We start from the raw sequence: 14589 nt of genomic DNA, 5'->3' as shown, positions 1-14589 counted from the left end.
ATAGGACCATGCCTGACACCACGACGATAGAACAGGCAACTCAGGCCGCACCGTCCCCCTGGCACGAGGGCGAACTGACATTGCAGCGCCATGCTGGCGTTGCCGATCACATGGATACGATTGGTCGCAAGTTTGTCCGCCGGTTTCTGCTCGACCAACATCGCGAATTTTATCCACTGCTGCCATTCATCGTCATCGGTGCGGTTGATCAAGACGGTTTTCCCTGGGCAACGATCAGAAGTGGCAAGCCGGGCTTCCTGCATTCACCTGATCCGCTGACTTTGGATATCAATGCTATTGGTGATCCTGCAGACCCGGCCGAGGGTGGCATGCGGCATGGCGATCCGATTGGCCTCTTGGGTATCGATCTCGTTACCCGCCGCAGAAACCGCATGAATGGCACCATCAATCGCACCACAGGCGACCATATCTCCGTCACTGTCGAACACAGCTTCGGCAACTGTCCGCGTTACATCCAGAACCGGCAATTCGCCTTTGTACGCGACCCGGCAACACCGCACATCTCTACCGCCATCGTTTCTCATGAACTTGGAGATCAGGCACGAGAGATCATTGGCGTCGCTGACACTTTCTTCGTTTCCTCCTTTGCGGATCGTGACGATGAAGGGCGGCAAGTTGATGTCTCCCACCGCGGCGGGCAGCAAGGTTTCGTGCGCATCGATGCAGATGGCGGCCTGACCATTCCAGATTTCATTGGCAATCTGTTTTTCAATACACTTGGCAATTTCCTCATCAATCCCAAGGCTGGATTGCTGTTTGTCGATCATGACACCGGCAGTGTCCTGCAGGTTTCTGGAACGGTTGAGATTATCTTGGATTCACCCGAAATCGCAGCTTTTGAAGGAGCGGAACGGTTGTGGCGCGTGATGCCGCAGAAAGTGGTTCTGCGTCGCAATGCGCTGCCCTTGCGCTGGACCTATGCGGAAGACGGCATCTCCCCCAACAGCTTGATGACAGGCAGCTGGGCGCAGGCAGAAGCGCGTATGAAGGCCGCAACACGCGCTCAAACCTGGCGTCGGTTTCGCATAAAGCGGATCGTTGAAGAAAGCACGACAATCCGCTCCCTTTATCTGGAGCCAGTCGACGAAGAGGCACTGATCCCCAATTTGCCTGGCCAATATCTACCGATCCATATTGCCGATGGTGAGACATCCATCACCCGCAGCTATACGATATCGAGTGCGCCATCCGATGGTCATTACCGGTTGAGCATCAAGCGTGAGGGCAAGGCGTCCACGCTTTTGCATGGCAAACATGAAGGCGATGAGATCGAGGTGAAAGCACCGGCCGGAGCCTTCACCATCAATGCGCTGGAGCGCGGCCGCCCCGCAGTTCTGCTTGGTGCCGGCATCGGCATCACCCCTCTGCTTTCCATGCTGAGGCATATCGTTCACGAAGGCGACCGGACACAGAAACGACGTCCGGTGTGGTTGTTTCGCTCATCACGCAACCTTTCGGAACGGGCCTTCGATGATGAAATCGCCGAACTTGCCAGACGCGGCCAAGGGACGATCCATGACATCAGGGTATTGGGAAAACCTGACACTACTGACGAGCGGACTTATGACGCGTCAGGCCGCATCAACATGGATCTGCTCAAGGCCCATTTGCCTTTTGGCGACTATGATTTTTATCTCTGTGGGCCGGTATCCTTCATGCAGTCCATCTATGAAGGATTGCGTGGACTCAACATCGCAGATGAGCGTATCCATGCCGAGGCATTTGGGCCTTCCGGTTTGAAACGCGACAATTCAGCTGTTGAGTTGACCGCCCCTGCAGCGCCCGCCGCCACCGCGCCGGTCAAGGTTATCTTCACCCAAACCGGCAAGGAAGCACGCTGGAACCCGGGGGATGGACCGCTGCTGGATTTCGCGGAGGACAGGGGGCTTGCCCCGGCCTTCGGGTGCCGGGTCGGCCAGTGTGGTGACTGCAAGGTCGCGCTTCGCAAGGGTAAGGTCAGCTACCCCCAACAACCGAGCTATCCCGTGGCCGATGGCGAGGCATTGCTTTGTTGTTCCGTGCCGGCCGAAGGCGAAGACCTGCATCTGGAGCTTTGATTGCGCACATCACAATCAACCAGTGCATTGCAGGTTTTGACTGGACCGTCCTATGATCCGGACAAATCATGCCGAGTGGTGAACAGACGAAGGGATTGAATATGCGCAGAGTGAACGTCGCCATTGCTGGCTTTGGAGGTGTGGGCCGTGCGACTGCCAATCTGCTTTTGTCTCGTCGCGAGCGTTACGCCCAGGTCTATCACGCGGATGTCCGTCTGGTCGCGGTTTGCGGATCGCGCGCCGGGCTACGTGATCCTGAAGGTCTGCAAGCCGACCAACTCACGACATTGCAGGAGGGGCTTTCAGGGCCTGATTTCATCGCAGCCAGCGGTGCCGACATTCTGATCGAGGCCGGACCAACTGACTTTCGCACCGGTGGGCCGGGCCTTGCCTATATTCACTCAGCGCTTGCCTCCGGGCGCGACACGATTGTCATATCAAAAGGTGCGCTGGTCCATAGTGGAAAAAAGCTGTGCGCTCTTGCCCAAAAATCTGGTGCGATTCTGAAACTGAGTGGCGCGGCATCCGCCGCTCTTCCTACCGTCGATCTCGTGGAGCATAGCCTCAAAGGCTGCAATGTGCTGGAAGTCGAGGGCATTCTCAATGCCACCACCAATTACCTGCTCGACGCCATGATGACACGCGGTGTCGGCTTCGATGAGGCATTGCGTGAAGCCCAGCAGGGCGGTTTTGCCGAAAGTGATCCGCGCAACGATACCGAAGGATGGGACACGGCCTGCAAACTCCTCATCCTCGCCAATTTTGGTCTCGGCGCAGAGCTTGAAATGGATGATCTCATCGTCGATGGCATTCAGTCCGTGACGGCTGAGCGCATCCAGACATGGCGCAGCGAAGGGCTTGTGCCGAAGCTGGTGGGCAGCCTTGTTCATTCAGACGGCACATTCAGGGCCAGTGTCGGCGTGAAGACCTATCCACTTGACGATGCCTTCGCCAATGTCAGGGGAAAAGACAAGGCGATCCGCATTACCAGCGATGCCATGGGTGAAACGCTGGCCATCGGGTCCGGCAAGGAACCCTTGGCAACAGCGGCAGCGGCACTGAAAGATCTTGAATATATCCTTTCGGCGCGACTGGCACCGGCCCGGTGATCCACGACTTCAGTGCCCCCAATTCGTCACAGTGTGAAATGCTTGGCCCAAAGCCGGTTTACCAGCGAGAAACACCAAAAGACGTCTGCCAAACATTGTCGGATATGAACTGGTCATCGATAGCCTAGAAATCTGTTGCAGGCTTGGTCAGGAAGAACGGTCACGCGACATGGCAGCCGCCGGCGATGCACTGCGGGCAGAAGGCAAGGCAGCTCTGGCCGATCGTATTGCCAGGGCAAAAATCACCCATCCCGGTGAGTGACCGCTAAAACCGTTTCTGCCCGGCACAAGCAAATCATCATCAAGGGCTGCGTTCGCCGGGCCAGGCGGTCAGGGCAACATCAATCAGAGCCTTCAACCTGACGGTACAGGCGCCATCGCAAGCCTGCGCAGACATGCCCTGAATGATCGCGCCATAAAACCGTGCCAGCGTATCTGTATCGGTTTTTTCCGGTAGCTCACCCTCGTCAACGGCGCGGTCAAAACGCGCCTTGAGTATCTGCATCGAGGCTTCGCGAAGGCTGGCCGTCGTACGGGCAACCGATGCGTTTTCTTCCGAATGCTGCAAAACGGCAGTCGAAACGATGCAACCGCGTGGTTTGTCAGGCTGCGTGTGGCCTTCGGCAATATCATAGAGATAGGCTTTCAGCGCCTGATAAAGCGGCGTTTTTGCCTGCAATATCTCCGAGCGGCGGCCATTTTCTCGCGCAATACTGTAATCGAGCGCCAGCCCGAACAGCTCTTCCTTTGAACCGAAGGTGGCATAGAGAGAAGGCGGCGTTATGCCCATCGCCTGCGTCAGGTCAGATATTGACGTGCCTTCGTAACCGCGCTCCCAGAAAAGTCGTGCCGCAACTTCAAGCCCGGCCTCCCGATCCAGCATGCGCGGTCTGCCGCGTTTTCGCGTTGCCTCAGACATTATTATAGTGATCCCTATAAAATTATTGACAGCCCATGTTTCGCTTTTATTATATCGATCGCTAGTTAAATCACAACGGAGTGATCCATGTCCAAGAGATTATCGAATAAAGTCGCCCTGATAACGGGAAGTTCACGTGGCATCGGCCGCGCCGCGGCCCTTGCCTTTGCTAAAGAAGGCGCAGGCCTCATCGGCATTCACTACGGCGCCAATCCCGATGCCGCACAGGCAACGGTCCGTGATATTGAGGCGCTCGGCGCGAAAGCCGTCGCTCTCAAGGCAGATCTGCGGCAAGGCAGAGAGGCGGCATACAGCCTGTGGGATCAGTTCAAGCAAGCCGCTATCGCCAGCACCGGCTCTCCAGACCTGGATATTCTGGTCAACAATGCAGGCATCGCACCAGCAACATCGCTGAAAGATACGACAGCGGTAGCCTTTGAAGAGCTGATGGCCATCAATTACACCGCGCCGTTTTTCCTCATTCAGGCCGCTGCGGATCACATCCGGGATAATGGTCGCATCATCAATGTCTCGACCGGCTTTACCCGCATCGCTGCCCCAACCCATCCCGCTTATGCCGCCTCCAAGGGTGCGCTGGAGACATTGACGCTGGCGCTTGCTCCGGAATTTGGCAAACGCGGCATCACCGTTAATGCCGTGCTGCCCGGCGTGACGGAAACAGACATGAACGCCGAGTGGCTGGCTGCACCAGAAGCACGTGCCGGGGCAGAAGCGCTCTCCGTTTTCTCTCGTGTCGGACGCACGGATGATGTTGCCGATGTCATCACCTTCCTCGCCTCCAACGACGCGCGTTGGACAACAGGGCAGCGTATTGACGCGACCGGTGGTGCACGGATCTGATCTGGAAGAAGTAACCAACAACAATCACGTCAGGCGGTCTCGCCTGACGTCAAATCTTAGCAGCGCCCTGTTTCTCAGAAAGACGGCCGCGGTCTGCCCAATTGCTGGTGAGCGGCAATCACCGTGTTGGCCATCAGCATGGCAATCGTCATCGGGCCAACGCCACCCGGCACGGGGGTGATTGCACCTGCAACATCCTGACAGCCCTTGAAGTCGACATCGCCGACGAGTTTCGTTTTGCCATCACCAAGTTCTGGTGCCCCAATACGATTGATGCCGACATCGATGACGGTGGCACCCTGTTTCAGCCAATCGGCCTTTACCATCTCAGCCCGCCCAACGGCCGCAACCACGATATCGGCCTGTCTGCAGAGGGCGGACAAGTCTTTTGACCGGGAATGCCCGACCGTCACGGTCGCATTGGCATTGAGAAGTAGCTGCGCCATCGGTTTTCCAAACAGGTTGGACCGACCAATGACAAGTGCATTCAGGCCGGACAAGTCAGCGCCATGCACCTGCTTCACCAATATCATCGCACCGGCAGGCGTGCAGGATAACAGACCGGTCGTGAGATCGCCGGTTGCCAGCTTCCCGGCATTCACCACATGAAGACCGTCCACATCCTTTTGCGGCAGGATGGACTGAATGACCGGCTCGGCATCGAGATGGCGCGGCAACGGCAATTGCACAAGAATGCCGTGAATGGACGCATCGTCATTCAGCTTTGCGACCAGCGCCAGCAGCTCTTCCTGCGTCGTTTCAACGGGCAGCGTGTGCTGCACGGAGTTAAAGCCGCATTCCTTGGCCATTCGTCCCTTGGCACCGACATAAGCGTGACTTGCGGGATCGTCACCAACGATCACCACCGCAAGGCCGGCCTTGTGGCCTGTCGCTTCTTCCAGTGCCAAATGTGATGTTTTCACAGCGTCGATAACCGACGCTGCTGCCACCTTGCCATCGATCCTCGTCGACATGGCTGATCCTCTTTCGATTTTTAGCTGAATTCGATGCTCATGCGGGCAAGATCATCCCACAGGCTTTCGGCAAAGCCCCGCAGCACGGTCAGTTCGAAATTCTCGTCACTGATACGGGTCAGATGCGCTGAGATATGGCCGATCAGCGTTGTCGATGCATGACCGATCGGAAAAGCGGAAAGCGAGACATCAACCGCTGTTCCCTTGGCCAGCACTTTGGTGGATTTTTTGCCACTGATCAGGATCCTGACGCGCCCATGGCTCTGATCGACAATATCAGCCCAAGGGTTCAGCGTTGCCGCCAGTGCATCAATCTGCTCATCGGACATGACGGTATCTTTAACCGCAAACCATTGGCCAGGTGCCACGGCACGCAGCGACAGGCCGGCAGCAGCAAAAGCGGCCTGCGAGCCTTGCGCATTGTCAGCCGAAGGATGCGCCAGAATATGAAGCACAGTGCCCTCTGGCAGCGCCTCGATGGTCACCCCAGTACGCCGGATCGCTTCGTGATTGGCCAGGGCAGGGCGTGATTTGATAAGGACTTTGGACATCGTCACTCTCCCAACCTCAGATGTGAAGCTTTTCGTTTGCAGGGTCATAAAAAACCGGGCTGCACAATTTGCCCGCAGTAAACTCGCCGCGCAGACCATTCCAGATCTGCACCTCTTCACCATGCCGCTCAGCACCCCGACGAACGAGAGCCAAACCAATCGTCGAGCCGATATGTGGCGAATAACAACTTGAGGTCACGTAGCCCTGGTCGTTTTCCAAAGTGGCTTGCGCATCCTTGGCCAGAATATGTGAACCGCTGCGGAAGCTGGTGGCCGGATCGCTTGGCATCACGCCAACAAGCTGCAATCGTTCGGACGCCTGAAGACCTTCTCGGCCCAGCATATGTTTGCCGATAAAATCAGGCTTCGTCGCAGAGGCCATTTTGCCAAAACCGAGATCGCCAGGCACAACCGTTCCATTGATCTCGTTATGGGTGACGTGACCCTTTTCGATACGCAGCACCGACAGCGCCTCAACGCCATAGGGCTGAATACCGTCTTCGCGACCCGCTTCCATGATCGCATCGGCAACCGCTTCTCCATATCCGGCCGGTACCGCCAGCTCATAGGCCAGTTCGCCGGAGAACGAGATGCGGAACAGACGACCCTTGAGCTGACCCGAAAACAGCGACACGGTGGATGCACCGAGGAAGGGGAAGGCCTCGTCGGAAATGTCGTTATCGACAATCCGCTGGAGAATGCTGCGTGCCTTCGGCCCGGCAATTGCCATCTGCGCCCACTGATCGGTCACCGACGCCAAACGCACATCAAGCTCAGGCCACAGCGCCTGCGCGCAAAATTCGAGATGATTGAGCACACCTGCCGCGTAGGCCGTTGTGGTGGTCATGAAATAACGGTTTTCTTCGAGGCGACTTGTGGTGCCGTCATCATAGATCATGCCGTCTTCACGCAACATCAGGCCATAACGTGCCTTGCCGACTGGCAATTTCAGGAAGGCATTGCTGTAAACGCGGTTCAGAAACTCGGCTGCATCACCGCCGGTGATCTCGATCTTACCCAGCATGGACACGTCGCAGAGGCCGGCATTGATGCGGACATTTTTCACTTCCCGGTCAACGCTTTCGCGCCATGTGGTTTCACCGGCGCGCGGGAACCAGGACGAGCGATACCAAAGGCCGGTTTCAACAAAAACGGCATCGTTTTTCTTGGCCCAGTCGTGCAATGGGGATTTTCGCACCGGCTGGAAATGTGAGCCATGCGAACTGCCGGTCAAGGCGCCAAAAGAAACCGGCGTGTAGAACGGACGAAACGTCGTTGTCCCAACCTCTGCCGGCGATACGCCCCGCGCATCGGCCAGCAATGCAATGGCGTTGACGTTGGAAAGTTTGCCCTGATCCGTCGCCATGCCGTTCGTGGTGTAACGTTTGGCAAGCTCGACGTGGCCATAACCTTCCTGCACGGCAAGCCCGAGATCCTTGCGATGAACGTCGTTCTGGTAATCCACGAAGGCCTTGCCGCGAATGCCTGGGATGTTCCACAGAGGTTTGATCGAACCTCCGACAAAGTCACCGGCAACATCGGCAAAAACCGGTGTGTCTGCAGCAAAACCGAGCGCCTGAACGGCGGCCATGCCTTTTGCAGCACCATCGGCCAGACAAGACTGAAGCCCATCAAGACCGGCCGCAGCACCGGCGAGCGAAAGACCATCAAGGTTTTGCGGGGCAAGGAAAACAGCCTTTTCATCCGACCACACAGGCTTGCCACCCCGGTGGCATGCAAGGTTGATGATCGGGTTGAAGCCGCCGGACATTGCCAGGGCATCAACAGTCAATGTCGTTTCACCGGCGCCACTGCGCACGGTAATTGCCGACAGCGCCTTGCCGCCCTTGGCATCCGTGACAACGGCATTGGACAGCACGCGAGCGCGGCCACGATAGGATGCTGGTGTTGCACCTGTGCGGCTGTCGATGATTGCGACAGGCACAATACCAACGGCCTCAAGATCGTGCGCCAATGCATAGCCACTGTCATTGGTGGTGAAAATCGCCACCTGCTTGCCCGGAGCAACCGCATAACGATTGAGATAGCTGCGCATGGCACCGGCCATCATCACACCGGGAATATCATTGCCACCGAAAACGAGAGGGCGTTCTTCAGCACCCGTCGCCAAGATCGCATGTTTGGCAATGATACGCCACAGGCGCTCGACTGGCAGGTTGGCCTGCGGTGCCGACACGTGTTTCTGTACCCGCTCCACGCCGCCGAAGACATTGCCGTCATACCATCCAAAAATGGTGGTGCGCGGCACGATGGTGACGTTGGGCAGGGCAGCAAGCTCGGCCAATGTTTCCGCCACGAAATCCGCGGCCGACTGTCCGCCGACGGTGGCCGTTTCCGAGAGAAGTCCGCCACCGGGCCGGGAATGCTCGTCGGCCAGAATAACACGGGCACCGGAACGACCGGCGGCCAGGGCTGCAGCAAGGCCTGTCGCTCCGCTGCCAATCACCAGCAGATCGCAATGTTCCCAAACCTTTTCATAATTGTCCGGGTCGGTCTCATAGGTCGCGCGACCAAGACCGGCGGCCCGACGGATGAAGGGCTCATAGAGTTTTTCCCAAAGCGCTGCAGGCCACATGAAGGTCTTGTAGTAGAAACCGGCCCCCAGGAATGGCGACAGCAGGCTGTTGAGCGATCCGATATCGAAATCGAGCGACGGCCAGCGGTTCTGGCTGACAGCCTCCAGACCGAGATAAAGTTCCTGCATGGTGGCGCGGGTGTTCGGTTCGGTGCGCCCCCCCTGGCCAATCGTCATCAGGGCATTTGGTTCGGCGGCACCGGCAGTCAATATGCCGCGCGGGCGGTGGTATTTGAAACTGCGGCCAACCAGCAACCGACCATTGGCGAGAAGGGCTGAGGCAAGGCTGTCGCCTTCAAGGCCGATCAGGCGCTGTTTGTCGAAGGAAAACGACAGCGGTTTGTCACGGTCGATCAGACCACCGGTGGGGAGACGATAAGAGGTCACGCTGTCACCTCGCTGCGCTTTGCGGCATCACGCGTTTCATAAATTTCATGGGTTGCCGTGTCGCGCGTAACGACAAGCCAGCGCCTGCATCCGGATGTGTGGTGCCAATATTCTTCATAACGCCCGCGTGGATTGTCTCTGAGATAAACATAATCGAACCAGGCCTCCTGCGGAGCATCCGGTGCGGGGCGCGCCAGTGCAGCGCCCTTGACTGTGAATTCTTCTTTTGGTCTTGCGCCGCAATGCGGGCAGGTGACGAGGCTTGCCATGTGCTTGTCCTTGATGCCGCAGATCAGTGCAGGTTGGGTTGGGCGCCCTGGCCCTTTTCGTCGAGGAGATAACCACGCTCGAAACGATCAAGCCGCATCTGGCGCGTGGTCGGGTGTGGGGCGTCCTTCGCCAGCAGATGGGCGAAACAGAAACCGGAGGCCGGCGTTGCCTTGAAACCGCCGTAACACCAGCCCGCATTGAGATAGAGATTGTCGATCGGCGTCTTGTCGATGATCGGTGAACCGTCCATCGACATGTCCATGATGCCGCCCCAGGCACGCAACACCCGCACCCGTGAAAGCCCAGGGATCATCGCCTTGCCGGCTTCGGCGACGTGCTCGACCGTCGCCATGTTGCCGCGCTGGGCGTAGGAATTGTAACCGTCGATATCGCCGCCGAAAACCAATCCGCCCTTGTCCGACTGGGACACGTAAAAATGCCCGGCACCGAAGGTCACGACATTGTCGATAAAGGGTTTAAGACCTTCCGATACAAAAGCCTGCAGCACATGGCTTTCAATCGGCAGTTTCATGCCGGCCATCTCGGCAACACGTGACGAGTTGCCAGCTGCGGCCAGTGCCAGCTTGCCGCAACCGATAAACCCTTTCGAGGTTTCGACACCCGTGACCTGGCCGTTTTCTCGGCGAATGGCCGTGACCTCGCAGTTCTGGATGATATCGACACCATGGCTGTCTGCGCCGCGCGCATAACCCCACGCCACGCCGTCATGGCGCACCGTGCCACCGCGCCGCTGCATCAGGCCACCCTGGATCGGAAACCGTGCATTGTCGAAATCAAGGAAAGGCAACATGGTCTTGATGGCAGCGCGGTCCAGAAGGTCCGCGTCGACACCATGCAGACGCATGGCATTGCCGCGTCGCGTATAGGCATCACGCTGCGCATCGGAGTGATAGAGATTGATCACACCGCGTTGCGAGACCATGGCGTTGAAATTGAAATCCTGTTCCAGCCCTTCCCACAGCTTCATCGACAGCTCGTAGAACGGGTTATTGCCTTCAAGCAGGTAATTGGAGCGAATGATCGTTGTGTTTCGACCGACATTGCCGGAACCGATATAGCCCTTTTCCAGCACCGCGACATTGCGAATGCCGAATTCCTTGGCAAGGTAATAGGCTGTCGCAAGACCATGACCACCATAATGCGGTTTCGGATTTGGCTGACGCCAGGCTTCACCCCAGGACTTGTTGCCCTTGAGGCCATTCAAAAAGAGCGAAAGAGCGGAATAACGCATCAGCAGAACCTCGATAATGTGACCCCATCCTAACGACACCCATCATGGCAAATCTTGCCAGATTGGGACCTATTGATGTAAAAAAAGGACATGAGCGTTTCAGACAGTCGCGACACCCAGAAAATCGGCTTCTTGCTGGTGCCCAATTTTGCGTTGATGTCCTATGCATCAGCGGTCGAGCCGCTGCGGGCCGCCAATCTGATCGCGGGCAAAGATCTTTATGAGGTTGTTCCGCTTTCCATTGATGGTGGTGCTGTCGCCAATTCTGGCGGCATTCCGGTGCCCTGCGCCGAACTTGCCACCACGGGTCCATCCTGCCACACAATCTTCGTTTGCGCTGGCGGTGGCCCACGAGACTGGCTTGTGGTGGACAGTGCGCATAGTGTCCTGCGCCGGCTGGCGCGGCAAGGTATCCGCATCGGTGGCATTTCCAGCGGCGCCTATGTTCTCGCGGCGGCAGGCCTGCTCAACAACCGGGACTTCACCATTCACTGGGAACATGCCGAGGCATTAAGAGAAGCCTTTCCGCATCTGTCGCCACGCCAGGCGCGTTTCGTGCTGGCTGGCGACCGGGTGACATGTGCCGGCGGCATCGCACCGCTCGACATGATGCATGCGATGATCCTGGAGCGCATGGGGCCACATTTCGCAAGGAGGGTCAGTGACTGGTATCTTCACACTGTCGTGTCGGAGCCGACGGCACCGCAACGCGCCTCCGCCCCAGAACGGTTCGGCACCCATCATCCAGCCCTGCTTGCCGTGTTGGAGAAAATGGAAACCTCCGTCGAGCAGCCTTTGGGCCGTGACGAGATGGCAAAACTGGCTGGCATCAGTGCGCGCCATCTGGACCGCTTGTTCAGCGACCAGCTCAACAGCAAGTTTCTGGATACCTACCGCAACATCCGCCTTGATCACGCGCGGCGGCTTCTTGAACAAAGCCCGCTTTCAATAGCGGAAATCGGCTTTGCGACCGGCTTTTCAAGCGCCGGTCATTTCTCCCGCGCCTTTAAAGCCCGTTTTACCGTGACGCCGCATGCCATGCGCGGAAAAATTTCCTCTGAATAAAATTAATTTTCCTGTAGAGAATGCCTTTCGGTGAAAACGGGGGCAGTGATGGCTGATAGTGAATTGAAAAACGGACAGGCTCAGGTGCCCTTGACGCAGGACCCGCACGCCACCCGCGAGCCGCGTGAAAACAATCTGGAAATGGCGATCGGCCACGAAGTCCGCACCTATCGCAAGGCGCTCGGCATCACGGTCAGCGATCTGGCCACTGCCACCGGCATGTCGGTCGGCATGTTGTCGAAGATCGAAAACGGCAATATTTCCCCCTCGCTCACCACGCTGCAGTCCCTGTCAAAGGCACTGGGTGTACCGCTGACCTCATTCTTCCGTCGTTTCGAAGAACCGCGCAACGCCACCTTCGTCAAATCGGGGCAGGGCATCAATATTGAGCGCCGTGGCACACGCGCCGGGCATCAATATAGCCTTCTCGGCCATATCGATAACAATTCAAGCGGCGTGACGGTCGAACCCTACCTCATCACGCTGACGGCAGAATCGGATGTGTTTCCGACCTTTCAGCATGAGGGCATGGAGTTCCTGTTCTTGCTGGAGGGTGAAGTGGTCTATCGCCACGGAGACCAGCTTTACCAGATGGAACCGGGCGACAGCCTGTTTTTTGATGCCGATGCACCGCACGGGCCAGAACAGCTTGTCAAACTGCCCTGTCGCTATCTCTCGATCATCTCTTATCCCAAACGTGATGGCGGGCGAGTTTCCTGAGAAGAAAACATGTCCGGCAATTTCCCACAGGCCGTGCCAATCTCATAAGCATCAAGGTTTCAATTCAGCCGAATATTTGAGCATTTTGCATGAAAAAATATCGGATGTTTCTTTTTAGGAAAAAATTATTCTTTTGAGTTGATTTGATAAAAATCGGGTGGTAGCTCTTCGTTCCAGCAAACGAATGGAGGCTACCGTCATGTGCGGCATTGTTGGACTATTCCTGAAGGACAAAAGCCTGGAACCTCAGCTCGGTGAGCTGCTTTCCGATATGTTGATCGTCATGACCGACCGTGGTCCTGACTCCGCTGGCATCGCCATCTACGGCAGCGCCGCAAATGGCCGCGCCAAGGTCACCGTGCAGTCGGCCAATCCTGACGTCGATTTCGCCGGCCTTGCAGACGCATTGAAGGCTGAAGGCATCGACGCTTCGATCGTCATCAAGAGCACCCACGCCGTTCTCGATATCCCGGCCGACAAGGCTGACGCGGTGCGCAGCGTCCTTTCCGCTATCCGCCCTGATGTTCGCGTGATGGGCTCCGGCGAAAGCGTTGAAATCTACAAGGAAACCGGCCTTCCCAAGGATGTGGTTGCCCGCTTTGACGTCCGCTCGATGGGCGGCACCCACGGTATTGGCCACACCCGCATGGCCACGGAATCGGCTGTCACCACGCTTGGTGCGCACCCGTTTTCAACAGGTGCCGACCAGTGCCTCGTGCACAATGGGTCGCTGTCCAATCACAACAATCTGCGCCGCGAGCTGGTGCGTGAAGGCATGACCTTCGAGACACAGAACGACTCCGAAGTTGCCGCCGCCTACCTCACTGCCGAAATGGCCAAGGGCAAGGATCTCGGCCAGGCGCTGGAAGGCGCGCTCGACGATCTCGACGGTTTCTTCACCTTCGTGGTTGGCACCAAGTCCGGTTTCGGCGTCGTGCGTGACCCGATTGCCTGCAAACCTGCCGTCATGGCCGAAACCGACCAATATGTCGCCTTCGGCTCGGAATATCGCGCTTTGGTCAACCTGCCTGGCATTGAAAATGCCCGCGTCTGGGAGCCGGAGCCGGCAACCGTCTATTTCTGGGATCACGAGAAGGCCGCTTGAGACCATGCCGACATTTGACCTTTCCAACACTCCGCTTCGCGAACTCAACAGTGCCTTGCACGGCCTTGCCGCCGGTGCCAATGACACGGAATTCGAAGTCATCAATCCGCGCGGCAGTCATGCGGTTGCCGTCGGTATCGACAGCCCGCTCAAGGTCGCCGTTCACGGCTCCGTCGGTTATTACTGTGCCGGCATGAATGACGGCGGCACTGTCACGGTGCATGGCTCGGCCGGTCCGGGCGTTGCTGAAAACATGATGTCCGGTGCCGTCTTCATTGATGGCGATGCCTCGCAATATGCGGGTGCAACCGGTCGCGGTGGCCTGCTGGTCATCAAGGGCAATGCTGCCTCGCGCTGTGGTATTTCGATGAAGGGCATCGATATCGTTGTGCACGGTTCGATCGGCCACATGTCCGCCTTCATGGGCCAGTCCGGCCATCTCGTTGTGCTGGGTGATGCCGGTGATGCGCTGGGAGATTCCATCTACGAAGCCAAGCTGTTCGTGCGCGGCACCGTAAAAAGCCTCGGCTCGGATTGCATTGAAAAGGAAATGCGGCCCGAACATCTGGAAAAGCTGGCTGAATTGCTGGCCAAGGCAGGCGTCACCGACGTCAAGCCGGAAGAGTTCAAGCGCTACGGCTCGGCCCGCAAGCTCTACAACTTCAACATCGACAACGCCGACGCGTATTAAGGCGAGGGACC

The 14589-nt window shown here is 57.4% G+C and carries 13 protein-coding genes; 7 read left to right on the top strand and 6 right to left on the bottom strand.

Annotated elements, in window-relative coordinates:
* Positions 1-8: 8 nt before the first annotated feature.
* Both RT613_RS05620 and RT613_RS05615 read left to right on the top strand, forming a co-directional pair.
* On the top strand, positions 9-2078 hold the full coding sequence (locus tag RT613_RS05620; RefSeq protein WP_313613641.1) for a pyridoxamine 5'-phosphate oxidase family protein: 2070 nt from the start codon (positions 9-11) through the stop codon (positions 2076-2078).
* A 101-nt stretch (positions 2079-2179) separates the two neighbouring features.
* Positions 2180-3187 (top strand): homoserine dehydrogenase, encoded by a 1008-nt coding sequence (locus tag RT613_RS05615; RefSeq protein WP_313613640.1) that lies wholly within the window; start codon positions 2180-2182, stop codon positions 3185-3187.
* A gap of 301 nt (positions 3188-3488) precedes the next feature.
* Here the strand turns inward: RT613_RS05615 and RT613_RS05610 are convergent, their stop codons facing one another.
* Positions 3489-4106: a TetR/AcrR family transcriptional regulator gene (locus RT613_RS05610; protein WP_313613638.1), complete on the bottom strand. Its 618-nt coding sequence runs from the start codon at positions 4104-4106 to the stop codon at positions 3489-3491.
* An 87-nt stretch (positions 4107-4193) separates the two neighbouring features.
* On the opposite strand from RT613_RS05610, the gene RT613_RS05605 reads away from it, so the two are divergent.
* Positions 4194-4967, top strand: coding sequence for an SDR family oxidoreductase (locus tag RT613_RS05605; protein ID WP_313613637.1), 774 nt, complete (start codon positions 4194-4196; stop codon positions 4965-4967).
* Positions 4968-5041: 74 nt separating this feature from the next.
* Here RT613_RS05605 and RT613_RS05600 read toward each other — a convergent pair whose 3' ends face one another.
* Genes RT613_RS05600 through RT613_RS05580 form a run of 5 tightly spaced genes read right to left on the bottom strand, consistent with a single transcriptional unit; the run spans position 5042 to position 10997 of the window.
* Positions 5042-5941: a bifunctional methylenetetrahydrofolate dehydrogenase/methenyltetrahydrofolate cyclohydrolase gene (locus RT613_RS05600; protein ID WP_313613635.1), complete on the bottom strand. Its 900-nt coding sequence runs from the start codon at positions 5939-5941 to the stop codon at positions 5042-5044.
* Between the two features lie 20 nt (positions 5942-5961).
* Entirely contained in the window at positions 5962-6492 is a 531-nt protein-coding gene (locus RT613_RS05595; protein ID WP_313613634.1) for a sarcosine oxidase subunit gamma family protein, read from the bottom strand.
* Between the two features lie 16 nt (positions 6493-6508).
* Complete coding sequence (locus RT613_RS05590) at positions 6509-9475, bottom strand: sarcosine oxidase subunit alpha (RefSeq protein ID WP_313613632.1); 2967 nt, start codon at positions 9473-9475, stop codon at positions 6509-6511.
* Complete coding sequence (locus RT613_RS05585; protein ID WP_313613630.1) at positions 9472-9744, bottom strand: sarcosine oxidase subunit delta; 273 nt, start codon at positions 9742-9744, stop codon at positions 9472-9474. The genes RT613_RS05590 and RT613_RS05585 overlap by 4 nt, the downstream gene beginning before the upstream one ends.
* A gap of 23 nt (positions 9745-9767) precedes the next feature.
* The gene (locus RT613_RS05580) at positions 9768-10997 is read right to left on the bottom strand and encodes a sarcosine oxidase subunit beta family protein (RefSeq protein ID WP_313613629.1); all 1230 of its coding nucleotides are present in this window, start codon (positions 10995-10997) and stop codon (positions 9768-9770) included.
* A gap of 90 nt (positions 10998-11087) precedes the next feature.
* On the opposite strand from RT613_RS05580, the gene RT613_RS05575 reads away from it, so the two are divergent.
* The 4 genes from RT613_RS05575 (at position 11088) to RT613_RS05560 (ending at position 14578) form a co-directional block, all read left to right on the top strand.
* Positions 11088-12062: a GlxA family transcriptional regulator gene (locus tag RT613_RS05575; RefSeq protein ID WP_313613628.1), complete on the top strand. Its 975-nt coding sequence runs from the start codon at positions 11088-11090 to the stop codon at positions 12060-12062.
* 48 nt (positions 12063-12110) lie between these two features.
* Complete coding sequence (locus tag RT613_RS05570) at positions 12111-12782, top strand: helix-turn-helix domain-containing protein (RefSeq protein ID WP_313608012.1); 672 nt, start codon at positions 12111-12113, stop codon at positions 12780-12782.
* A 199-nt stretch (positions 12783-12981) separates the two neighbouring features.
* On the top strand, positions 12982-13887 hold the full coding sequence (locus RT613_RS05565) for a glutamine amidotransferase family protein (protein ID WP_313613626.1): 906 nt from the start codon (positions 12982-12984) through the stop codon (positions 13885-13887).
* A gap of 4 nt (positions 13888-13891) precedes the next feature.
* The gene (locus RT613_RS05560; protein ID WP_172873093.1) at positions 13892-14578 is read left to right on the top strand and encodes a GXGXG domain-containing protein; all 687 of its coding nucleotides are present in this window, start codon (positions 13892-13894) and stop codon (positions 14576-14578) included.
* The last annotated feature ends 11 nt before the right edge of the window (positions 14579-14589 follow it).

The sequence above is a fragment of the Agrobacterium sp. genome, assembly GCF_032092815.1.
Lineage (GTDB): Bacteria > Pseudomonadota > Alphaproteobacteria > Rhizobiales > Rhizobiaceae > Agrobacterium.
Note: the sequence above shows the minus strand (reverse complement) of the source record. Positions and strands in the feature narration are given on the sequence as shown.